Origin of the sequence: Sphingobium sp. MP9-4 (assembly GCF_005281675.1) — a bacterium.
Classification (GTDB): domain Bacteria; phylum Pseudomonadota; class Alphaproteobacteria; order Sphingomonadales; family Sphingomonadaceae; genus Sphingobium; species Sphingobium yanoikuyae.
Genome location: NZ_LUFI01000002.1, coordinates 171,279 through 192,727 on the forward strand (window position 1 = coordinate 171,279; position 21,449 = coordinate 192,727).

General features: G+C 66.4%; 19 protein-coding genes. 14 read left to right on the top strand and 5 right to left on the bottom strand.

Annotated elements, in window-relative coordinates; translation table 11 throughout:
* Window positions 1-41: 41 nt before the first annotated feature.
* Together A0U87_RS01740 and A0U87_RS01745 are read left to right on the top strand one after the other, a co-directional pair.
* On the top strand, window positions 42-1,424 hold the full coding sequence (locus A0U87_RS01740) for an MFS transporter (RefSeq protein WP_048936595.1): 1,383 nt from the start codon (window positions 42-44) through the stop codon (window positions 1,422-1,424).
* Between the two features lie 25 nt (window positions 1,425-1,449).
* Entirely contained in the window at window positions 1,450-2,925 is a 1,476-nt protein-coding gene (locus A0U87_RS01745; RefSeq protein WP_048936689.1) for an aldehyde dehydrogenase family protein, read from the top strand.
* Between the two features lie 22 nt (window positions 2,926-2,947).
* Here the strand turns inward: A0U87_RS01745 and A0U87_RS01750 are convergent, their stop codons facing one another.
* Genes A0U87_RS01750 through A0U87_RS01760 form a run of 3 tightly spaced genes read right to left on the bottom strand, consistent with a single transcriptional unit; the run spans window position 2,948 to window position 5,780 of the window.
* Window positions 2,948-4,354: a M20/M25/M40 family metallo-hydrolase gene (locus A0U87_RS01750; protein WP_048936596.1), complete on the bottom strand. Its 1,407-nt coding sequence runs from the start codon at window positions 4,352-4,354 to the stop codon at window positions 2,948-2,950.
* Entirely contained in the window at window positions 4,351-4,542 is a 192-nt protein-coding gene (locus A0U87_RS01755; protein WP_004212347.1) for a ferredoxin, read from the bottom strand. Before A0U87_RS01755 ends, A0U87_RS01750 begins: the two co-directional genes overlap by 4 nt.
* Complete coding sequence (locus A0U87_RS01760; protein ID WP_048936597.1) at window positions 4,539-5,780, bottom strand: cytochrome P450; 1,242 nt, start codon at window positions 5,778-5,780, stop codon at window positions 4,539-4,541. Before A0U87_RS01760 ends, A0U87_RS01755 begins: the two co-directional genes overlap by 4 nt.
* A gap of 370 nt (window positions 5,781-6,150) precedes the next feature.
* Between A0U87_RS01760 and A0U87_RS01765 the strand changes: the two genes are divergently transcribed.
* From A0U87_RS01765 to A0U87_RS01795, 7 genes are read left to right on the top strand one after another with little or no spacing between them, the layout of a single operon-like run.
* Window positions 6,151-7,332: an acyl-CoA dehydrogenase family protein gene (locus tag A0U87_RS01765; RefSeq protein ID WP_137405191.1), complete on the top strand. Its 1,182-nt coding sequence runs from the start codon at window positions 6,151-6,153 to the stop codon at window positions 7,330-7,332.
* 46 nt (window positions 7,333-7,378) lie between these two features.
* The gene (locus A0U87_RS01770) at window positions 7,379-8,530 is read left to right on the top strand and encodes an acyl-CoA dehydrogenase family protein (RefSeq protein ID WP_048936599.1); all 1,152 of its coding nucleotides are present in this window, start codon (window positions 7,379-7,381) and stop codon (window positions 8,528-8,530) included.
* Between the two features lie 7 nt (window positions 8,531-8,537).
* On the top strand, window positions 8,538-9,557 hold the full coding sequence (locus A0U87_RS01775) for an NADP-dependent oxidoreductase (RefSeq protein WP_048936600.1): 1,020 nt from the start codon (window positions 8,538-8,540) through the stop codon (window positions 9,555-9,557).
* Window positions 9,558-9,567: 10 nt separating this feature from the next.
* On the top strand, window positions 9,568-10,776 hold the full coding sequence (locus tag A0U87_RS01780) for a CoA transferase (protein WP_048936601.1): 1,209 nt from the start codon (window positions 9,568-9,570) through the stop codon (window positions 10,774-10,776).
* A complete protein-coding gene (locus tag A0U87_RS01785; RefSeq protein WP_137405192.1) occupies window positions 10,773-11,597 on the top strand; it encodes a MaoC family dehydratase N-terminal domain-containing protein in 825 nt (274 codons plus the stop codon). Before A0U87_RS01780 ends, A0U87_RS01785 begins: the two co-directional genes overlap by 4 nt.
* Window positions 11,598-11,610: 13 nt before the next feature.
* Window positions 11,611-12,765 (top strand): acyl-CoA dehydrogenase family protein, encoded by a 1,155-nt coding sequence (locus tag A0U87_RS01790; protein ID WP_048936603.1) that lies wholly within the window; start codon window positions 11,611-11,613, stop codon window positions 12,763-12,765.
* Window positions 12,766-12,793: 28 nt separating this feature from the next.
* Entirely contained in the window at window positions 12,794-13,993 is a 1,200-nt protein-coding gene (locus tag A0U87_RS01795) for an acetyl-CoA C-acetyltransferase (protein WP_048936604.1), read from the top strand.
* 67 nt (window positions 13,994-14,060) lie between these two features.
* On the opposite strand, the gene A0U87_RS01800 is transcribed toward A0U87_RS01795, so the two are convergent.
* Complete coding sequence (locus A0U87_RS01800) at window positions 14,061-14,957, bottom strand: DMT family transporter (protein ID WP_048936605.1); 897 nt, start codon at window positions 14,955-14,957, stop codon at window positions 14,061-14,063.
* Between the two features lie 107 nt (window positions 14,958-15,064).
* Between A0U87_RS01800 and A0U87_RS01805 the strand changes: the two genes are divergently transcribed.
* The 5 genes from A0U87_RS01805 to A0U87_RS01825 all read left to right on the top strand — a co-directional run bounded on the left by A0U87_RS01805 (window position 15,065) and on the right by A0U87_RS01825 (window position 20,183).
* Window positions 15,065-15,451 carry a cytochrome c family protein gene (locus A0U87_RS01805; protein WP_048936606.1) on the top strand — a complete coding sequence of 129 codons (387 nt, stop codon included), beginning with the start codon at window positions 15,065-15,067 and terminating at the stop codon, window positions 15,449-15,451.
* Between the two features lie 141 nt (window positions 15,452-15,592).
* Window positions 15,593-16,846: a CaiB/BaiF CoA-transferase family protein gene (locus tag A0U87_RS01810; RefSeq protein ID WP_048936607.1), complete on the top strand. Its 1,254-nt coding sequence runs from the start codon at window positions 15,593-15,595 to the stop codon at window positions 16,844-16,846.
* On the top strand, window positions 16,843-17,625 hold the full coding sequence (locus A0U87_RS01815; protein WP_004212325.1) for an SDR family NAD(P)-dependent oxidoreductase: 783 nt from the start codon (window positions 16,843-16,845) through the stop codon (window positions 17,623-17,625). Before A0U87_RS01810 ends, A0U87_RS01815 begins: the two co-directional genes overlap by 4 nt.
* 12 nt (window positions 17,626-17,637) lie before the next feature.
* Window positions 17,638-18,504: an enoyl-CoA hydratase gene (locus A0U87_RS01820; protein WP_048936608.1), complete on the top strand. Its 867-nt coding sequence runs from the start codon at window positions 17,638-17,640 to the stop codon at window positions 18,502-18,504.
* Window positions 18,501-20,183: an acyl-CoA dehydrogenase family protein gene (locus tag A0U87_RS01825; protein ID WP_048936609.1), complete on the top strand. Its 1,683-nt coding sequence runs from the start codon at window positions 18,501-18,503 to the stop codon at window positions 20,181-20,183. Before A0U87_RS01820 ends, A0U87_RS01825 begins: the two co-directional genes overlap by 4 nt.
* A gap of 46 nt (window positions 20,184-20,229) precedes the next feature.
* On the opposite strand, the gene A0U87_RS01830 is transcribed toward A0U87_RS01825, so the two are convergent.
* Window positions 20,230-21,402, bottom strand: coding sequence for an acetyl-CoA C-acetyltransferase (locus tag A0U87_RS01830; RefSeq protein ID WP_122928021.1), 1,173 nt, complete (start codon window positions 21,400-21,402; stop codon window positions 20,230-20,232).
* Window positions 21,403-21,449 lie beyond the last annotated feature (47 nt).

The following is a 21,449-nucleotide window of genomic DNA, read 5'->3' on the forward strand; positions in this document are numbered from 1 at the left end:
CTGCGCAACAGAGAATCGGTGATAATCAGGGCGTTCCGTCGATGAGCGAACCTGCCCTGTCCCTGTCCGCTTCGCCGTCACCCTCCGCGCCGATCGACAGCCCCGCGCCGCCGTCCCCTGCCCCGGCCACCGCCGACTATCCCAGTCCCTTCATGGGCTGGCTCACGGTCGCGATCCTGTTCCTGCTCTATATCCTGTCGCTGACCGACCGGAACATCATGGCGCTGATGGTCGGCCCGATCAAACAGGATCTGGGTCTCTCCGACCTCCAGATCAGCCTGCTCCAGGGACCGGCCTTCGCCCTCCTCTTTTGCCTGTGCGCCATTCCGCTCGGCATGGCGCTCGACCGCTTCAGCCGCCGCATCGTCCTCTATCTGTCGGTGACGGTGTGGAGCATCGCCGCCGCCTCCTGCGGCCTTGCCGGCAGCTTCATCGGCCTCGCCATGGCGCGGGCCGGGGTGGGCGCGGGCGAGTCGGGCTTTGGCACCGGCAGCTATTCGGTCGTCGGCGACAGCTTCCCGCCACACCGCGTCTCGCTCGCCATGTCGGTCTTCATCATGGGCGGCGTCATGGGCGCGGGCATCGTCTTCCTGCTGGGCGGCCCGATCGTCGGCGCGGCGATGAAGGCCGGCCCTGCCACCTGGCCGCTCTTCGGCACGCTCCAGCCCTGGCAGCAGGTGTTCATCATGACCGGCGCGCCCGGCATCCTGCTCGCCTTCCTCGTCTTCCTGTTCCGCGAACCGCCCCGGCGCAAGGCCGTGAGCGCGGGCGCGGGCTATGGCGAGGCATGGGCCTATATCCGCCGGCACAAGCCGCTCTACACCGCCGCCTTCGTCGGCTTCGGCCTCGCTTATGCCGCCACCATCGGCTTCCAGCTCTGGACGCCAGTCTATCTCGCTCGCGTCCATGGCTGGCAGCCCGCGCAGATCGGCCCGGTGATCGGCATTGCCCAGATCGCTGCCGCCGCGCTGATCCCGCTCCATGGCTGGACCGTCGACCGCCTCTATCGCCGGGGTCGCAAGGACGCGCATCTCTTCTGGTGCCTGATGACCGTGCTGGCCGCCGCCCCCTTCGGCATCACCGCCTTCCTGGTCGCCAGCCCCTGGGCCACGGTCGCCTGCTACTGGTGCTTCATGGCGCTGATCCTCTCGACCGCCAGCATGGGGCCGGCCACCGTCCAGGTCGTCACCCCGGCCTATCTGCGCGGCCGCGTCTCGGCACTCTATGTGCTGGCATCCGGCCTCATCGCCATGGCCGGCGGCCCGGCCTTCATCGGCCTCGTCACCGACAAGCTGTGGGGCGACGAGATGAAGGTGGGCCTCTCGCTCATTACCAGCGTCTTCTGCGTGCTGCTGCCCGCCGCCCTTCTCTTCGCCCTCGGCCGCGCCTCGATGCGCCGCGCCCATGAAGGCGATCCGGTCTGACCGGCTGTTTCCGAAAGGACATAAGATGATCGAAACCCGCCGCCCCGCCTTTATCGACGGCAAGCCCAAGCAGTTGTTGATCGACGGCAAGATGGTCGACGCGCTGTCGGGCAAGACCTTCCAGAGTTTCAGCGCGTCGACCGGCGAGCTGATCGCCGAACTGGCGCTGGCCGGCGCCGAGGATGTCGACCGCGCCGTCCGCGCCGCCCGCGCCGCCTTTGAAGGGCCATGGAGCCGCTTCAAGCCGGCCGATCGCCAGGCGGTGCTGCTGCGCCTCGCCGATCTGGTCGATGCCGAGTTCCAGGATCTCGCGCTGCTCGACGTGATCGAGATGGGCCGGCCGATCACCGCCGCCATGGGGCTGCGCGGCATGTTGCAGCGATCGCTGCGCCATTTCGCCGGCGCCGCCACCGCCATCCATGGCGAGACTTTGTCCAACAGCTTCCCGGTCGATCTTCTCTCCTACACATTGAAGGAACCGGTCGGCGTCGTCGGCGCGATCATCCCATGGAACGGACCGCTGTTCAGCGCCGCGTGGAAGATCGGCCCGGTGCTCGCCACCGGCTGCACCATCGTGCTGAAGCCGGCCGAGGATGCCTCGCTCAGCCCGCTGCGCTTCGCCGAACTCTGCCTGGAGGCGGGCGTGCCGCCGGGCGTCGTCAATGTCGTCACCGGCGCGGGCGAGACCGGCGCGGCCCTTTCCGCCCATCCCGACGTCGACAAGATCGCCTTCACCGGCTCCTGCGAAACCGGCCAGCGGATCATCGCCGCTTCGGCCGGATCGGTGAAGAAGGTGACGATGGAACTGGGCGGCAAATCACCCAACATCATCTTTGCCGATGCCGATCTCGACGCTGCGACCCCGGCCGCCGCCATGGGCGTGTTCAACAATTCGGGTCAGGTCTGCGCCGCCGGCACCCGCCTGTTCGTCGAACGGCCAGTCTATGAGGAAATGGTGCAGCGCATCGCTGCCTTCGCCGCCAATCTCAAGATCGGTCCCAGCCTCGATCCCGAAACCGTGATCGGCCCGCTGGTCTCGGCCAAGCAGTTCGCCCGCGTCTCCTCCTATCTCGACCTTGGCTCGCAGGAGGGCGCCCGGCTCGTCACCGGTGGCCATCGCGTCACCGGCGGCGCGCTCGACAAGGGCCATTGGGTCGCCCCCACCATCTTCGCCGATGTGACCGACGAGATGCGGATCGCCCGCGAGGAAATTTTCGGCCCCGTCTCCTGCATCCTGCCCTTCGATAGCCTGGACGAGGTGATCGGCCGCGCCAACGCCACCCGCTTCGGCCTCGCCGGTGGCGTGTGGACCCGCGACATCGGCAAGGCCATGACCGCGGTCAAGCGCATCCGCGCCGGCTCCATCTGGGTGAACCATTATTTCGCGATGGACCCGTCGGTCCCGTTCGGCGGCTACAAGATGAGCGGCTACGGCCGGGAGGGCGGCGCCGAACATATCGACGCCTATCTCCAGACTAAGGGCGTGTGGATCCGCACCTGAGCGGCGCCAACCGAGGGGCTTGTCAGCGCCCCTCGGCATAGGCGCGGATCAGCGCATAGAGATAGTCGCGCCCGTCATAGACGCTCTTCACTCGGATGCGCTCGTCCACGCCATGCGCGCCATTGCCGTCGGGATCGAGGACGATGCCCGGCACGCCATAGGTCGGGATGCCCGCCGCGCTGAGATAGCGACCATCGGTGCCGGCGGTCAGCAGGTTGGGCACCACCGGAATGTCGGGGAAATGCCGCTGCGCCAATTTTTCGGCCGGTCCCATGATCTCCGGATCGAGCGGCGGCGGCACGGCCGGCGCACCCTTGTCGCCCTTGCGCGTCAGGGCGATCCCGGACGGCAGCGCCGCGCGCAGCCGCGCCTCGACATCCTCCACCCTGTCGCCCGGAAACAGACGGCACTGGATCGTCGCCTGCGCCCGCTGCGGCAGCGCGTTTTCGGCATGGCCCGCCTCCACCTGTGTCGCGACACAGGTGGTGCGCAACATCGCATTATAGGTGACGTCCCCCGTCACCGTGGCGACCGTTGCTGCGTCGTCCTGCCCCTGCCCCAGCCGCTCCATAGCCTGCCCCATCGCGCCGCCGACGATCGGCCCCATGCGGGTGGAATAGCCGCGATTGGTTGGGTTGAGCTGGATCGGGAATGACAGCCGCCGCACCGCCGCCAGCGCATAGGCCAGGTCATAGATTGCATTGTCGGGGCGCGGGCGGCTGCTATGGCCGCCGCTGTTGCGCGCCTCGATCGTGAAGCTCTGCGCATATTTCTCGCCCACCGCCAGATAGAGGGCGATCGGCCGGCCATCCTTGTCGCTAATGCCATAGCCGCCCTCGTTCAGGGCAAAGCCCGCCTGCACCGCGTCGCGCCGGTTGCGCAGCAGCCAGTCGACGCCGTTCACCGCATCGCTGCTTTCCTCGCCACAGGTCAGCGCCACCTTGATCGTGCGCCGGGGACGAAAGCCCGCCGCCTGCATCCGGATCAGGCTGTCGACCCAGATCGCCGACAGCGCCTTGTCGTCGATCACCCCGCGCCCGATAAAATAGCCCTTCTCCTCGGTCAGGCGGAACGGATCGCGCGGCCAATCCTCGCGCCGGGCGGCGACCACATCGATATGGTCGACCAGCAGCATCGGCGCCGCGCGCGGATCACTCCCCTCGATCCGGGCGATCAGGCCGCCATCCTTCTCATGCCCCTCCGGCACGAAGACCTCGGCGCGATCCGGCCCGAATCCGGCCTTGCGCAGCCGATCGAGCATCCGGCCTGCCGCGACGGTGCAACTGCCGGTCGGGGCGCTGGTATCGGTCTCCACCAGTTCGCGATAGATATCGCGAAAGGCGATCTGGTCGGGGCGCAGTTCCGCCGCCATAGCCGGGCCGGATGCCAGCGCGACAAGGCCACCAAGGGCCAGCAGGGAGCCTCTCATTTCTGGATGTCGAGCGCGCGTTCGGGGCAGGATTTGGCGCCCATCCAGGCCAGCCTTTCCTGCTCTTCCGGCACATCGATATCGCCGGGCATGATATAGCCCTCGTCATCCAGCTCGAAGATGTCGGGCGCCATCGCCCAGCAACGGGCATGGCCCTGGCATTTCTCGCGATGCACGATGATCTTCATGCCGCATCCTCCTGCGACCAGTCGAGGATCAGGTTTTCGATCCCGAACACATGGCCGCCATAGGTGACCGGCGCGGTGCCGGACTTGATGCGGAAGGTCGGGATGCGCTTCAGCCATTCCTCCAGCCCCACGACGATCTCGCGCCGCGCCAGATGCGACCCCAGGCAGCGATGCGGCCCATAGGCAAAGGCGGTGTGACGATTATCCTCGCGGGCCAGGTCGATGCGCGCGGGATCGGCAAATTCCAGCGGATCGCGATTGGCGATCATCGTCGCGCAGGACACATAGTCGCCCTTGCGGATCGGTGCGCCTTCGAAATCCACGTCCTTCGTGGCCACCCGGATCATCTGCACCGTGGGATAGGCGCGCAGCAATTCCTCCGCCGCCAGCACGATCCGCTTGGGATCGTCGCGCAGCCATTGCTGGTCCGCCTGATGCCGCGCCAGGTAATTGAGGTCAAAGCCGATCGCGGCCGCCACCGTGTCCAGCCCGGCGATGAACAGCAGCACGCCCGTGCCCCTGATCTCCATGTCGGTCAGCGGCCGGTCGTCGATCCGCGACTGCACCAGGAAGGACATGAAATCATCGACCGGCTGCCGACGCCGATCGGCCGAAAGCTCGTCAATGAACGCGACGATGGTGCGCGCCGCCGCCGGCCGCTTCACATTGTCGCCATGCAGCAGGTCATTGGCCCAGCCGACAAATTCGTCGAGCCGATCGTCCGACAGGCCCAGGAAGCGCAGGAAGATATTGACCGCGAAAGGGAAGGCGAAATCGGTCATCACGTCGCAACTGGTGCCCGACGCCGCGATCCGGTCGATCAGCACGCTCGCCCTTTCGCGCACCGCCGTTTCCAGCGCCATCACCCGCTTGGGCGACAGCAGCGGATTGAGCAACGAGCGGAACTTGCCATGTTCGGGCGGGTCCAGCTCCAGCGGGATCATCGGCCAGCTCTCGCCCAGCGCCGAGGCAAAGATGCTGCGATGGCTGGAGAAGGTTTCGGGATCCTGCAGCACCCGCCGCTGGTCCTGCGCACGGGTGATGACCCATGTGCCCTTGCCGTCGCGAGTGTTGACCGGCGAATAGAAGATGCGCGGCCCATCATGCACCACCGCGCTCGCCGCCTGCGGATCGCCATTGGGCGTCGGCTCCAGCCCCGGCGAACTGAACAGGCTGAAATTGCCGATCATGTCGGGCGGCACATGCGCCGGGATCGGACGGGCGGCCATGGTTTCCATACTACGCTCTCCTGCAGCGGTAGCCAGTTCTCGTGCCAAGACGGACCGGCCTTATCAATTTTGCATTATGGTATAGTTTATGGGCACGCCGCCGGCTGTCAATCGGACAATCGTCGTTACGATATTTTCCCGCGCACAGCGCAAGGGCGCCGCCGCATTTCCACGCTTTTCCGCCACATTGCGCAAAATTCGCGATTTCCGTTGCGGATGAAAATTATCCTTGAGTGCAAAATATAACTAGCCACCTGTGCAATATTGACCTAAGGAATCGGACATGGATCGCAAGCGGCCATCCGAAAGCCGCGAGCAGCCCGACGGGTAACACCCGGACGGCGCGTTCGCCTTTCGAGCAGAACAGGGATGTGAGTGGATGGCGGAAATGGAGCCCATCGATAGAGAAGAATTTCGGCAGGAGGCGCGCGCCTGGCTGAAGGCGAATTTTCCGCCCTCGCTGACCAATGTGCCCGGCCTCCTCTTCCAGGGCGACGCCCATGCCGCCGCTGCCAATGACGATTATCAGCTCTGGCGCCAGCGCATGACCGACAAGGGATGGGGCGTGCCCACATGGGCGCCGCGCTATGGTGGCGCCGGCCTCACCGAAGCCCATGGCAAGATCATCGGCGAGGAACTGGCCGCGATCGGCGGTTTCAACCCGATCCGCAGCTATGGCACGATGATGCTTGGCCCGACCTTGCTGGAATATGGCGACGAAGCGCAGAAGCTGGAACATCTGCCGTTCATCGCCAGCCATGAACGGCGCTGGTGCCAGGGCTTTTCCGAACCCGGCGCGGGATCGGACCTGGCCGCGCTCCAGACCAAATGCATCGACATGGGTGACCATTGGCTGGTCAGCGGGCAGAAGATCTGGACATCGGGCGCCGACCAGGCCGACTGGTGCTTCGTCCTCGTCCGCACCGATACCGAACGCAAGCAGGGCGGCATCAGCTTCCTGCTGGTCGACATGCAATACGAAGGGATCGAGGCGCGACCGATCGTGCTTATCAGCGGATCGACCCATTTCTGCGAGGTCTTCTTCAACGATGTGAAGGTGCCCAAGGGCAATCTGGTGGGCGAGGTCAACCAAGGCTGGACCATCGCCAAGCGGCTGCTGCAGTTCGAACGCAACAGCCTGTCGGAGGTGAAGGCCGACATCACCCCCCTCGCCCCGCTGGCCCATGACTATCTGGGCACGGACGCGCTCGGGCGGATCGACAGCCCGGACCTGCGCGCCCGGCTGGTGCGCAATGCGATGCGGCATGAAGCCTATATGGCGACCGTCCGCCGGCTCGCCGCCGAAGCCAAGAATGGCGGTCCCAGCCATGGGGTGTCAGCGCTCAAGAATTTGTGGTCCGGCATCATCCAGGAACGGGCCGAGCTGCTGGTCGAGATCATGGGCGCCGACGGCCTGGGCTGGGCCGGCGATCCCTATAGCGCGGCCGAGACGGAGGCGACGCGCGCCTGGCTGCACAGCAAGGCCTTCTCCATCTACGGCGGCAGCTACGAGGTGCAGAACAATATCACCGCCAAGCGCACGCTGGGCCTGCCGGGCTGAGCATGAGCAAGGACGAGAGAAAAGACAGGATGCGGGAGGACGCGCCGTGGCGGTGCTGAACGAAGAACAGACGATGCTAAAGGACATGGCGTCGGAATGGGTGCGCGACCGCCTGCCCGTGACCGCGCTGCGTGGCCTGTACGACCATGGCGGCGGCGGCGGCAGCGGATCGGACGGCTATGACGCCGAGGCCTGGGCCGAAATGGCGCAGATGGGCTGGTGCGGCATCATCGTGCCGGAAGACCATGGCGGCGCCGATTTCGGCTATCTCAGCCTTGGCCTGGTCATCGAGGAACTGGGGCGCACCCTGGCCGCCTCGCCGCTCGTCAGTTCCGCGCTGGTTGCCGCTTCGGCGCTGCGGCTTGCGGGCACGCAGGAGCAACAGGCCCGCTGGCTGCCGGGCATCGCCGACGGATCGCTGATCGGCACGCTCGCGCTCGACGAAGGGCCGCATCATGCGCCCGAGCGCACCGCGTTGGCGGCCACAGCCTCAGGCGATGGCTGGAAGCTGTCAGGCACCAAGCGCCCGGTGCAGGACGGCATGATCGCCGACCTCGCCATCGTCGCCGCGCGCACCAGCGGCGCGCCGGGCGATCGCGATGGCCTGACCCTGTTCCTGGTGCCGACCGACAGCACCGGACTGGAACGGGAAGTGCTCGACCAGATCGACGCCCGGCGCCCGGCCCTTTACCGCTTCGATAGTGTCAACATCGCTGTCAACGATGTGCTCGGCGAAGTCGGCAAGGCCGCCGACCTGATCGACGCGATCCGCGACCGGGCCGCGATCGGCATGGCCGCCGAAATGCTGGGCAGCGCGACCCAGGCGTTCGACATCACGCTCGATTATCTCAAGACCCGCGTCCAGTTCGGGGCGATCATCGGCTCCTTCCAGGCGCTGCAGCATCGCGCCGCCGAACTGTTCGGCGAATTGCAGCTGACGCGATCGGCAGTCGAAACCGCGCTCGCCGCGATCGATGCCGAGGATCCTGCGCTTCCCGGCCTCGCCTCGCTCGCCAAGGCGACCGCCGGCGAGACGCTGCACCGCATCTCCTCGCAGATGGTCCAGTTGCACGGCGGCATCGGCATGACCCATGAACATGATGCCGGCCTTTACTTGAAGCGCGCCCGCGTCGCGGAGCAATGCCATGGCAGCACCGCCTGGCATCGCGAGCGCTGGGCACGCCTCAATGGCTATTGAGGGGCCGATGACCATGAAATCGCGCGAAATACAGCTGAAACGCCGTCCGGTCGGCGCCCCGGTGGCGGAGGATTTCGCTACCGTCGAACAGGCCGTGCCACCACCCGGCCCCGGCGAGGTCCAGGTCCGCAATCTCTGGATGGCGGTCGACCCGGCGATGCGCGGGCGGATGAGCGACGCCAAAAGCTATGTCCCGCCCTTCGCCCTCGATGCGGCGATGGAGGGCCCGGCCATCGGCGAAGTGATCGCCTCCAACGATCCGGCCTTCGTGCCCGGCGACCTCGTCTTTTCCCGGCTTGGCTGGCGCGAGGAGTTCAACGCCCCCGGCACCGCGCTCCAGCATCGCGATCGCCAGGCACTGCCGCCCCAGGCCTATCTCTGCTTCGCTGGCATGACCGGCCTCACCGCCTATGCCGGCCTCGTCCGCATTGCGGAGTTGCAGCCGGGCGATACCGTCTTCGTGTCGGCCGCGTCCGGCGCGGTCGGATCGATCGCCTGCCAGATCGCCCGCAACATGGGATGCAAGGTGATCGGATCGGCCGGCGGCCCGGACAAGACCGCCTTCCTGCGCGATGCGCTCAAGGTCGACGCCGCGATCGATTACAAGGCGGAGCCGAACCTGACCAAGGCCCTCGCCCGCGAAGTCAAGGCGATCGGCGCCAGCGGCATCGACGTCTATTTCGACAATGTCGGCGGCGATCATCTGCAGGCCGCCCTGTCGCTCGCCAATGATTTCGCGCGCTTCGCCATCTGCGGCATGATCTCGCAATATAATGTCACCGACGCGCCGACCGTGCCGCGCAACCTCACCATGCTGATGACCAAGCGCATCCGCATGCAGGGCTATATCGCGCTCGACCATATGGATCTGGAAGCGGAGATGCTGGAGCGCATGACCGCCTGGAACCGGGCCGACCAGATGGCCTCGGCCGAAACCGTCTATGATGGCATAGACAAGGCGCTCGACGCCTTCTGGGGCCTGTTCTCGGGCGCCAATATCGGCCGCACCATGGTCAGGCTGGGCTAGGGGGAACTCCATGTACGACATGCTCAAGGGCCTGCGCGTGGTAGAAGGCGCCGCCTTCATCGCCGGCCCGTCCTGCGGCCTGCACCTGGCACAGATGGGGGCGGAGGTGATCCGTTTCGACGCCATCGGTGGCGGCCCGGACTATCGCCGCTGGCCGATCGCACCGTCCGGGGCCAGCCTCTATTGGGAGGGTCTCAACAAGGGCAAGAAATCGATCGCGATCGATCTGGGCCGCCCCGAAGGGCGCGAACTGGCGGTCGCCATCGCCACCGCGCCGGGCGACAATGCCGGCCTGTTCCTCACCAACTATCCGGTCAAGGGCTTCCTCAGCCATGAGGCGCTGGCCGCACGCCGAGCCGACATCATCAGCGTCCGCGTGATGGGCTGGGCCGATGGATCGCCGGCGGTCGATTACACCATCAATGCCGCCGCCGGCGTGCCGATGATGACCGGCCCGGCCGACGATGACCGTCCGGTCAACCATGTCCTGCCGGCCTGGGATCTGCTCGGCGGCGCCTATGCCGCCTTCGCCATGACGTCCGCCCTGTTGCGCCGACGCGCGACCGGCCAGGGCGCGGAAATCCGCGTGCCCCTGTCGGACCTCGCCGCCTCCACCCTGTCGCATCTCGGCTCCGTGGCCGAAGTGCTGTCGGCCGGCGACCGGCCGCGCATGGGCAATGACCTGTTCGGCGCCTTCGGCCGGGATTTCCTGACCGCCGACGGCAAGCGGCTGATCGTCGTCGCCATCACCCCGCGCCAATGGACCGGCCTTCTCAAGACGCTGGACCTTGGCGAAGCGATCGCCGCGATCGAGGGCGAAACGGGTGCCAACTTCGCCAGGGATGAAGGCGCCCGCTTCACCCACCGCGCCCGGCTTTTCCCGCTGTTCGAAGCCGCCTTCGCCGCGCGCAGCAGCGACACGCTAAAGCCCGCCTTCGACGCGGGCGGCGTCACCTGGGGCGAATATCAGTCGCTGCATCAGGCGGTGACACAGGACGAACGGCTGTTCACCGCCAATCCCCTGTTCGAGACGATCGCCCATCCCAGCGGCCTCACCTACCCCACATCCGGCCCGGCGGGCACGCTGGCCGGCGAGGCGCGCGGTGCCGTCGGTACGGCCCCACGCCTTGGCGAGCATAGCGACCAGATATTGAGCGAGCTGCTGGGGCTCGACAGCGGCGCGATCGGCCGCCTCCATGACGAAGGACTGGTCGCATGACCCTTTCCCCATCCGATATCGCCCATTGGCAGACATGGGCCGGCAGGACCGAGAGCCGGACCGAGATGCTCGACCGGGAAGCGCTGCGCCGCTTCGCCGCCGCCATCGGCGAACCGCTCGATGTCGAGACGGTCCAGCCCTCGCTGGCCCATTGGGCCTTTTTCCTGCCGGTTGCCGCCGCTGACCAGATCGGCCCGGACGGCCATCCCAAACGCGGCGGTTTCCTGCCGCCGATCAGCCTGCCGCGCCGCATGTTCGCCGCCGCCGAGATGCAGTTTCATGCCCCGCTGATGCTCGACTGGGAAGCGACCCGCACCTCGACCGTGCTCGAGATCGCCCACAAGAGCGGCCGCAGCGGCGAGCTTGTCCTCGTGAAGGTCGGCCACAGCATCGTCCAGGCCGATCGCGAACGGGTGAGCGAGGTGCAGACCATCGTCTATCGCGACACCGGCGCACCGACGCCCACGATCGTCCCCGCCGCCTTCGATGGCGCGCCCGATGATGTGAGTTGGGCGCCCAGCAGCGTCGACCTGTTCCGCTTTTCGGCCGTCACCTTCAACAGCCATCGCATCCATTATGACCTGCCCTATGCGACCGGCGAGGAGGGCTATCCCGGCCTGGTGATCCACGGCCCCTTCACCGCCGCCAGATTGTTCGGCCATGCCCGGCGCGGCGGGCGCAGCCCGACCCGTTTCGCCTTCCGCGCGGTCGCACCGGTCTTCGCCGGCCAGCCGGTATTGCTGCGCGAGGATGCGGCCGGCCGCTCCCGCGCGATCCGCTGCGACGGCAGCGACGCGATGGTCGCCGACATCGGATATTGAGAGGAGATTTTTCATGGACGCCGAGACGTTCGACCTGTTCCGCACCACCGTCCGCCGCTTCGTCAGCGAAAAGCTGATCCCGGCCGAGGACGCCGTCGAGGAAGCGGATGCGGTTCCCGAGAGCATCATCCAGCAGATGCGCGACATGGGCCTGTTCGGCCTGTCGGTGCCGGAGGAGTTTGGCGGCATCGGCTGCACCATGGCGGAGGAAGCGGCGATCATCCGCGAGATCACCCGCGCGTCGGTGGTCTTCCGCTCGGTCATCGGCACCACCGTCGGCATCGGCAGCCAGGGCATCGTCATGGACGGCACCGAGGAGCAGAAGCGCGAATGGCTGCCCAAATTCGCCACCGGTGAAGCGATCGCCAGCTTCGGCCTGACCGAGCCGGAGGCCGGGTCCGACGCCGGTTCACTGCGCACCGTGGCGGTCCGCGACGGCGACACTTACCGCATCACCGGCACCAAGCGCTTCATCACCAACGCGCCGCGCGCCAGCGTCTTCACCCTGATGGCCCGGACCGAACCGGACGTGAAGGGCGCGGCCGGCATCTCCGCCTTCATCCTGCCCGCAAACACCCCCGGCATCAGCTTCGGCAAGCCGGACAAGAAAATGGGGCAGAAAGGGTCGATCACCACCGACGTGATCCTGGACGATGTCGTCGTGCCGGCCGCCAACATCATCGGCGGCGTGCCCGGCCGCGGCTTCAAGACCGCGATGAAGGTGCTGGATCGCGGCCGCATCCATATCGCCGCCGTCGCGCTCGGCATGTGCCAGCGGCTGATCGACATGGCCCTGCAATATGCCATGGAACGCAAGCAGTTCGGCCAGCGCATCGCCGATTTCCAGCTGGTCCAGGCGATGCTTGCCGACATGAAGGTCGACATGCTGACGACCGAGGCGCTGATGCAGTCGGTCGCCGCCAAGTTCGACGCCGGCGAGCCGGTCAGCCTGGAATGCGCCGCGCTCAAATATTACGCTTCCGAAGCCGTTGGCCGGATCGCCGACCGCGCCGTCCAGATCTATGGCGGTGCCGGCTATATGGCCGAATATAAGGTCGAGCGCTTCTATCGCGATGTCCGGCTGCTGCGCATCTATGAAGGCACCAGCCAGATCCAGCAGACCATCATCGCCAAGCAGATGATCCGCCAGGCCGAAGCGGCCGCCTGATCCTCCCCATTCCCGCAAAGGACATCGCATGCGCAGAGCCGCCATCGTCGCCCCCATCCGCACCGCCGTTGGCAAATATGGCGGTTCTTTGAAATCCTTCAGCGCCGGCGATCTGGGCGCGGTCATCATCAAGGCCTTGATGGAGCGGACGAAGATCGATCCGGAACGGATCGACGATGTCGTCTTCTCCCAAGGCTATGGCAATGGCGAGGCGCCCTGCATCGGCCGCTGGTCGGCGCTGGCGGCGGGTTTGCCCGAAAGCATTCCCGGCGTGCAGCTCGACCGGCGCTGCGGTTCGGGGCTTCAGGCCGTGATCGACGCGGCCATGCGAATCCAGACCGGCGCCGCCGACATCGTCGTCGCCGGCGGGGTCGAGAGCATGTCCAATGTCGAATATTATTCGATGGACCATCGCTGGGGTGCCCGATCGGGATCCACCCAGTTCCATGACCGCCTGACCCGCGGCCGCGTCATGTCGCAGCCGATCGCCCGCTACGGCATCATCAGCGGCATGATCGAGACGGCCAACAATCTCGCCAAGGATTATGACATCAGCCGCGAAGCCTGCGACGAATATGCCGCGATGAGCCATCAGCGCGCCGCAGCCGCCTGGGCCGCCGGCAAGTTCGACGACGAGCTGGTCCCGGTCGCCGTGCCGCAGCGCAAGGGCGATCCGCTGATCTTCGCCATGGACGAGGGCATTCGCGCCGACGCCACGCCGGAATCGCTCGCCCTGTTGAAACCGATCGAGAAGGATGGCGTGGTCACCGCCGGCAATGCCAGCCAGCAGAATGATGCCGCCGCCGCCTGCCTGGTGGTCGCGGAGGACAAGCTGGAGGAACTGGGCCTTGAACCCATGGCCTGGCTGCACAGCTGGGCAGCGGCGGGCTGCGATCCCTCGCGCATGGGCATCGGTCCGGTGCCGGCGGTCGAAAAGCTGTTCGCCCGCACTGGCCTTGGCTGGAACGACATCGATCTGGTGGAACTCAACGAGGCCTTCGCGCCGCAGGTTCTGGCCTGCCTCAAGGGCTGGAACTGGGACGATCGCGACAAGCTCAACGTCAATGGATCGGGCATTTCGCTCGGCCATCCGATCGGCGCGACCGGCGGACGCATCCTCGCCAATCTGCTGCGCGAGTTGCAGCGGCGCGACGGCCGCTATGGCCTGGAAACCATGTGCATTGGCGGCGGTCAGGGCCTGGCCGCCATCTTCGAACGGGCGGTCTGACCACCGCCTTTCGGAAGCCCCCTGGGCCGGCGTCGAGGCATGCGACGCCGGCCCATTTTTTATGTGGTCAGTCGACCGGCCTGCGGTCGGGCGAGAAGGCAATGATCGTCACGCCCAGCAGCGCCACGGTCCCACCTGCAATCATGCCGACCGTGATCGGCGTGCCGAAATAGAGCGAGGCGAAGACCGTCGACATGACCGGCGATGCCAGCATCAGCGGCATGATGGTCGAGATCGGATAGCGTTGCAGCAGCCAGGCGAGCGTCCCCTGCCCCAGCACCGTCGCGCCCAGGCAGGAAAAGGCGAACCAACCGGTCGGCACCCAGCCGACATGGGCCAGCCCCGCAATCGCCGGCCGTTCGAAAATCAGGGCAAAGGGCGCCAGCACCGCCGCGCCCATCAGTCCGTTCCACGCCTGGCCGTTCATCACGCTCACCCTGGTCAGCTTGCGCTGCACCAAGGTCGCGCCGCCCCACACCATCGCCGCGCTGGCCATCACCAATACGGCGGGCACCTCCGCCAATATATGCGGGTCGAACACCAGCGCCACGACCCCGGCAAAGGCCAGCAGCACGCCGACAATCTTGCGCCGGTTGAGCCGCTCGCCCAGCAGCAGCGCGCCCAGCAGCAGCGAGAAGGGCACGCTGAGTTGCCCGGCGATCGCCAGTGCCCCGACATTGGTCGCCATGAACAAAGCCAGGTTCAGCAGCAGCAGGAACAGCCCGCCATTGAGGAAACCATAGAGCATCAGCCAGCCGGTCCGCCCCGGCAGTGGACGCAGCGCCGGCGCACAGATCAGGAAGACCGTCCCCATGCGCAGCGCCACCGACAGCAGTGGCGCGGTCGCGTCCACCACCACCTTCATCGCGATCACGTTGAGCGCGAACATGATATTCACCAGCAACGCCAGTGCCATGCCGCCCGGTCCGAACCGATGGTTCGCCATGGGTCCGCCATCGGCCATTTCCGCATCCTTCCCGCTTCAACCGCCGTTCAGACTCAGACGGCTATTGGTTTATTTATGCACACTGGTATAGATTTTAGCCAGAGAAGAAGGGAAGAGGATTGAGGATGTCGATGAAGCATGTTTCGCGCGTGATGATGTTCGCTATGGCGGTCGCGACCACCGGCCCGGCGCTCGCCCAGGCTGGCGATGCGACCAAGGGCAAGGCGGTCTTCGCCCGCTGCGCCGTCTGCCACTCGGTCGATCCGGGCGTGAAGAAGCTTGGCCCTTCGCTCTCGGGCATATTCGGGCGCACGTCGGGCACCGTGCGCGGCTTCACCTATTCCCCGGCGATGCAGAAGGCCAAGATCCGCTGGGATGCCAAGTCGCTGGACGGCTTCCTTGCCAAGCCCAGCGCCGCCGTCCCCGGCAGCCGTATGGTCTTTGCCGGCCTGCCCAACCCGGCCGATCGCGCCAACCTGCTCGCCTATCTCGCCGGCGCCACCAAGAAATAGCACCAAAAGTATCCTATAGTGCAATAATTCTTGCCCTCCATTCCTGCACCCGCTATCAGAATCATCAACCGATGCAGCAGATAGACGGGGACAGGAGCGGATGGCGATGACAGCGGTCATGACGGACAAGGCAGGCAGCCGATGAGCGGCCGTGCGCTTGAAGGGATCAAGGTTCTCGACCTGTCGCGCGTGCTCGCGGGGCCATGGTCGACCCAGATACTCGCCGACTTCGGTGCCGACGTCATCAAGATCGAACTGCCCGGCCATGGCGACGATACCCGCGCCTGGGGGCCGCCTTTCCTGACCGGCGCGGATGGCCAGCCGGAAATCGGCACCAGCGCCTATTATCTGTCCTGCAACCGCAACAAGCGCTCCGCCGCGATCAACCTGGCGACGCCGCAGGGCGCCGAGCTGATCCGTCGGCTGGCGGCGGAAGCCGACATATTGGTCGAGAATTTCAAGGTCGGGGGCCTGCGCAAATATGGTCTCGACTATGCCAGCCTGAAGGCGATCAACCCGCGCCTCGTCTATTGCTCGATCACCGGCTTCGGCCAGACCGGTCCCTATGCCGACCGGGGCGGCTATGATTTCGTCGCCCAAGGCATGGGCGGCTTCATGAGCATCACCGGCGAAGAGGATGGTGGCCCGCTGCGCGCCGGCGTCGCCATGGCTGACCTGTCGACCGGCATGTTCGCCACCGTCTCCATCCTCGCCGCCCTGCGCCATGCCGAACGCACGGGCGAAGGGCAGCAGATCGACGTGTCGCTGCTCGATACCCAAATCGCGATGCTTGCCAATCAGGGGATGAACTGGCTGGTCGGCGGCATCGTGCCCGGACGCCTGGGCAATCGCCATCCCACCGTCGTCCCCTACAAGACGTTCGAGGTCGCCGACGGCATGATGATCATCGCGATCGGCAATGATCGCCAGTTCCGCGCCTTCTGCACGGAAATGGGCCATGCGGAACTGGGCACCGATCCGCTCTACGCCACCAGCGCCCAGCGCCTCATCAACCGCGACGCGATCGAGGCGAAGGTGCAGGAAATCGTCCGCCCCTTCGCCCGTGACGACCTGATGGCGCGCTTCGTGGCCGCTGGCGTCCCCGCCGGCCCGGTCAACAGCATCCAGGATGTGTTCGAGGACCCGTTCATCGACGCGCGCCAGACCGTCCATCGCTATCGCCGGGAAGAGGATGGGGTCGAGATCCCGACCGTCGCCTATCCCGGCAAGCTGTCGGCGACGCCGGCCGATTATCGTCATTGCCCACCGCGCGTGGGCGAACATAGCCGCGAAATATTGGGGGAATGGCTCGGCCTCGACGACGGTGTGCTTGACGCGCTGACGAGCGACGGCGCGATCGCCCAACGCCCCGTGAAGGAGAGGACACAGGCATGAAGATCGACCAGGGGGTAGCCGCCATCGTCACCGGCGGGGCATCGGGTCTGGGTGAGGCGACGGCCCGCGCCATTGCGGCGCAGGGCGCCAAGGTCGCGCTGTTCGACTTCAACGAGGAAACCGGGACGAAGGTCGCTGCGGACATCGGCGGCACCTTCTGCAAGGTCGATGTCACCGACGAGGCCTCGGTCGATGCCGGCTTTGCCAAGGCACGCGCCGCCCATGGCCAGGAGCGTATCCTGGTCAATTGCGCCGGCACCGGCAATGTCATCAAGACCGCCAGCCGCGACCGCGAGACCGGCGAGATCAAGGCCTTCCCGACCGACCAGTTCGAACGGATCATCCAGATCAACCTGATCGGCACCTTCCGCTGCTGCGCCAAGTCGGCCGCCGGCATGCTGAGCCTCGATCCGCTGGAGGACAAGGCGCGCGGCGTCATCATCAATACTTCCAGCGCGGCGGCGGTCGACGGCCAGATCGGCCAGGCGGCCTATTCCGCGTCGAAGGGCGGCATCGTCAGCCTGACCCTGCCGATGGCGCGTGACCTGATGGGCGAAGGCATCCGCGTAAACGCGATCCTGCCCGGTATCTTCGACACGCCGCTGATGGCGCGGGCCAGCGACAAGGTGCGCGATGCGCTGTCGGCCACCGTTCCCTTCCCCAAGCGTTTCGGCAAGCCCGAGGAATTTGCCGCGATGGCGCTGGCGATGATCGAGAATGACTATTGGAACGGCGAATATGTGCGGCTCGACGGTGGCCTGCGCATGCCGCCGCGCTGAGGGAGAGGGACGATGTCCGAAGAAGCGCAGCCCGAATTCGTGACCTACAATGTGGTGGACGGCGTCGCCTGGGTAATGCTGAACCGCCCCCAATATGGCAATGCCCAGAATTACCGGCTGCTCGGCCAGCTCGACGACGCCTTCAAGCGCGCGGTCGAGGATGACGGGGTCAAGGTGATCGTGCTCGGTGGCGAGGGCAAGCATTTCTCCGCCGGCCATGACATCGGCACCCCGGACAAGGACAGCCACATGCCGCGCACGCGCACCAGCATGTGGTGGGACCATCTGAACAAGGGCGGCGCCGAACGCCAATATGTGCTGGAACAGGACGGCTATCTGGGCCTGTGCCGGCGCTGGGCCGACATCCCCAAGCCGATGATCGCCATGGTGCAGGGCGCGTGCATCGCCGGCGGGCTGATGCTGGCCTGGGTCTGCGACCTCATCATCGCCTCGGAAGACGCATTCTTCCAGGATCCGGTGCAGCGCATGGCCCAGCCGGGGGTCGAATATTTCGCCCATGCCTTCGAACTGCCGACCCGCGTCGCGCGCGAACTGCTGCTGCTCGGCCGCCGCATGCCGGCCCAGCGCGCCTATAATTTCGGCATGGTGAACGAGATTTTCCCGCGCGAAACGCTGCGTGAGGAAGTGGCCAAGATCGCCGGCGAAATCGCCCAGCATGAACGGTTCGGCCTGGCCCTGACCAAGCAGGCGTTCAACTTCGTCGAGGATGCGCGCGGCAAGCGGCAGGTGATGGATAGCGTGTTCCATATGCACCATCTCGCCCATGCCCATAATCAGCTGATGACCGGCAATCTGGTCGGCGGCCTCGATGCCAAGGCAATGGCATCGGCGAACAAGAAGCAGGCGGGGGAAGGATGAGCGCGACCATGGAGATGGACAAGAATATCCTGGTCCTGCCCGATCTGCCGGCGCTGCTGTCCGGTGCGGCCGATGCCGCCCACGCCTTCGCCGCCGCCGCCCGCCCGCATGTGAAGACGCGGATCAGCAATGCGGACGGCAAGGTCGATCGCGTCCTCGCCGATGTCGAGCAGCATGTCGTCCACGGCTTTGGCTGGTTCGCCGCCTATGCCGAAATGCTGCGCGAAGTCGCCAGCTGGGCGGCCAGTCTCGACGCCCAGGGCAGCTTCGGCGAGATAGAGGCACTGCTCGCCCAGTTGCTCTTCGCCGAATATGGCGCGCAGATGCTGGGCGGCATCCCGATGAACCAGGGCGAAGTGATCCGCCCCACCGACCTCACCGACGATCTCTCTGCGCTCGACGCCCCGGCCTTGCGCACCCTCATCCGCAGTGGCGGCGGCCAGGCGGTGAAGAGCGCGATTGCCGGCCACCTGGTCGATGCGCGCGGCCGGGCGACGCTGGAAAATTGCGGCCTGGACGAGATGTTCGACATGGTGCGCGACCAGTTCTTCGCTTTATCGAACGAGAAGGTCGCGCCTTTCGCCCATGAATGGCATCTCAAGGACGAACTCATCCCGTTGCCGCTGGTCCAGGAACTGGGCGAGATGGGCGTGTTCGGCATGACCATTCCGGAGGAGTTTGGCGGCCTTGGCATGGGCAAGACCGCGATGTGCGTCGTGTCGGAAGAATTGTCGCGCGGCTGGATCGGCGTCGGCAGCCTCGCCACCCGGTCGGAAATCGCGGCAGAACTGATCCTGACCGGCGGTACCGCCGAGCAGAAGGCCCATTGGCTCCCGCAGATCGCCAATGCCGCGATCCTGCCGACCGCCGTCTTTACAGAGCCTGACACCGGCTCCGACCTTGGCGCGCTGCGCACGCGCGCGACGCTCGCCGACGGCGAATATCGGGTCAGCGGCAACAAGACCTGGATCACCCATGCGGCCCGCGCCGACGTGATGACCCTGCTGGTCCGCACCGATCCCGACACCCGCAACTATAGCGGCCTGTCGATGCTGATCGCGCCCAAGCAGCGCGGCACCGTCGACGCCCCCTTCCCCACGCCCGGCATGAGCGGCGGCGAAATCGAGGTGATCGGCTATCGCGGCATGAAGGAATATGAGATCGGCTTCGACGATTTCCGCGTGCCCGCCGCCAATCTGCTCGGCGGAGTCGAGGGCCAGGGCTTCAAGCAGTTGATGGCAACCTTCGAAAGCGCCCGTATCCAGACCGCTGCCCGCGCCATCGGCGTCGCCCAGGCGGCGCTCGACATCGGCCTTTCCTACGCGCTCGACCGCAAGCAGTTCGGCCGGCCGATCTTCGACTTCCCGCGCGTCGCCAACAAGCTGGCGATGATGGCGGCGGAGATCATGGGCGCGCGCCAGCTCACCTATTTCGCCGCCCGGCGCAAGGATGAGGACAAGCGCTGCGATCTGGAGGCCGGCATGGCCAAGCTGATCGGCGCGCGGGTCGCCTGGGCGGCCGCCGACAATGCGCTGCAGATCCATGGCGGCAACGGCTTCGCCACCGAATATCAGGTCAGCCGCCTGCTGGCCGACGCGCGCATCCTCAACATCTTCGAGGGCGCCGGCGAAATCCAGGCCCAGGTCATCGCCCGCCGCCTGCTCGACGAAGCCAATTGAAGGATCGGCCCTTCCCCGCCACCGGGGAAGGGCCGATCCATTCCCCTCAGAGCCGTTCCACGATCGTCACATTGGCCATGCCGCCGGCCTCGCACATGGTCTGGAGGCCATAGCGCGCGCCACGATCGTGGAGGGCACTGACCAGCGTCGCCATCAGCTTGGCGCCCGATCCGCCCAACGGATGGCCCAGCGAAATCGCCCCGCCATGCACGTTGAGCCGCGCCGGATCGGCGCCCAGCGCCTTGGCCCAGGCCAGCGGCACCGGCGCGAACGCTTCGTTCACTTCATAGAGATCGATCTCGCCCAGCGTCATGCCCGCCCGTGCCAGCGCCCGCTCGGTCGCCGGGATCGGCGCCTCCAGCATGATGATCGGATCATGCCCCAGCACGGTCATTTCATGCACCCGCGCCAGCGGCGTCAGGCCATGGGTCTTGAGGCCCCGTTCATTGACGATCAGCAGCGCCGCGGCGCCATCGCAGATCTGGCTGGCATTGGCGGCGGATATCACCCCGCCCTCCTGCAACAGCTTGACGCTGGCAATCTTCTCCAGGCTGGCGTCGAAGCGAATGCCCTCATCCACCTTGTGGACCAGCTTTTCGCCCTCGGCGGTCTCGACCTCCAGCGGCACTATCTCCGCGTCGAACTTGCCGGCCTGCGTCGCCGCCGCCGCGCGATGATGGCTCTCCAGTGCATAGGCGTCGAGCGTCGCACGGTCGAAGCCATATTTGCGGGCCATCATCTCGGCCCCGCCAAACTGGCTGAACGGCGTGTCGGGATAGCGCGCCTCGATCCCCGGACTGCGATAGGTGCCGAACCCATGCTTGGCCGCCAGCGTCCAGGGCAGCCCCATCGGCACGCGCGTCATGCTCTCGACACCGGCGGCGATCACCACGTCCTGCACTCCCGCCATCACCGTCGCGGCGGCGAAATGCAGCGCCTGTTGCGACGAACCGCACTGGCGGTCGACATGGGTGCCGGGCACGGATTCGGGCAGGCCGCTCGCCAGCACGGCGTTGCGGGCGATGTTCGCCCCCTGCTCGCCGCCGGGACAGGCACAGCCCATGATGACATCCTCGATCGCGGCCGGATCGATCCCGCTGCGGCCCACCAGTCCCGCCAGCACGCGCCCGGCCAGGTCGGCAGGATGCACCCCTGCCAGCCTGCCGCCCCGCTTGCCACCGGCGCTGCGCGCCACGGCCGCAATATATGCCTCCGCCATCCGACTCCTCCAATTATATACCTAGATGCAATTTTATTGCCTTACCC

Excerpts from the sequence above, each read along its gene's own strand:
- A0U87_RS01810 (WP_048936607.1), top strand. The coding sequence starts at position 15,593 with ATGAGCGGCCGTGCGCTTGAAGGGATCAAGGTTCTCGACCTGTCGCGC.
- A0U87_RS01745 (WP_048936689.1), top strand. The coding sequence starts at position 1,450 with ATGATCGAAACCCGCCGCCCCGCCTTTATCGACGGCAAGCCCAAGCAG.
- A0U87_RS01760 (WP_048936597.1), bottom strand. The coding sequence starts at position 5,780 with ATGGAAACCATGGCCGCCCGTCCGATCCCGGCGCATGTGCCGCCCGAC.
- A0U87_RS01780 (WP_048936601.1), top strand. The coding sequence starts at position 9,568 with ATGTACGACATGCTCAAGGGCCTGCGCGTGGTAGAAGGCGCCGCCTTC.
- A0U87_RS01755 (WP_004212347.1), bottom strand. The coding sequence starts at position 4,542 with ATGAAGATCATCGTGCATCGCGAGAAATGCCAGGGCCATGCCCGTTGC.
- A0U87_RS01800 (WP_048936605.1), bottom strand. The coding sequence starts at position 14,957 with ATGGCCGATGGCGGACCCATGGCGAACCATCGGTTCGGACCGGGCGGC.
- A0U87_RS01825 (WP_048936609.1), top strand. The coding sequence starts at position 18,501 with ATGAGCGCGACCATGGAGATGGACAAGAATATCCTGGTCCTGCCCGAT.
- A0U87_RS01820 (WP_048936608.1), top strand. The coding sequence starts at position 17,638 with ATGTCCGAAGAAGCGCAGCCCGAATTCGTGACCTACAATGTGGTGGAC.
- A0U87_RS01805 (WP_048936606.1), top strand. The coding sequence starts at position 15,065 with ATGTCGATGAAGCATGTTTCGCGCGTGATGATGTTCGCTATGGCGGTC.
- A0U87_RS01795 (WP_048936604.1), top strand. The coding sequence starts at position 12,794 with ATGCGCAGAGCCGCCATCGTCGCCCCCATCCGCACCGCCGTTGGCAAA.
- A0U87_RS01790 (WP_048936603.1), top strand. The coding sequence starts at position 11,611 with ATGGACGCCGAGACGTTCGACCTGTTCCGCACCACCGTCCGCCGCTTC.
- A0U87_RS01830 (WP_122928021.1), bottom strand. The coding sequence starts at position 21,402 with ATGGCGGAGGCATATATTGCGGCCGTGGCGCGCAGCGCCGGTGGCAAG.
- A0U87_RS01765 (WP_137405191.1), top strand. The coding sequence starts at position 6,151 with ATGGCGGAAATGGAGCCCATCGATAGAGAAGAATTTCGGCAGGAGGCG.
- A0U87_RS01775 (WP_048936600.1), top strand. The coding sequence starts at position 8,538 with ATGACCATGAAATCGCGCGAAATACAGCTGAAACGCCGTCCGGTCGGC.
- A0U87_RS01750 (WP_048936596.1), bottom strand. The coding sequence starts at position 4,354 with ATGAGAGGCTCCCTGCTGGCCCTTGGTGGCCTTGTCGCGCTGGCATCC.
- A0U87_RS01740 (WP_048936595.1), top strand. The coding sequence starts at position 42 with ATGAGCGAACCTGCCCTGTCCCTGTCCGCTTCGCCGTCACCCTCCGCG.
- A0U87_RS01785 (WP_137405192.1), top strand. The coding sequence starts at position 10,773 with ATGACCCTTTCCCCATCCGATATCGCCCATTGGCAGACATGGGCCGGC.
- A0U87_RS01815 (WP_004212325.1), top strand. The coding sequence starts at position 16,843 with ATGAAGATCGACCAGGGGGTAGCCGCCATCGTCACCGGCGGGGCATCG.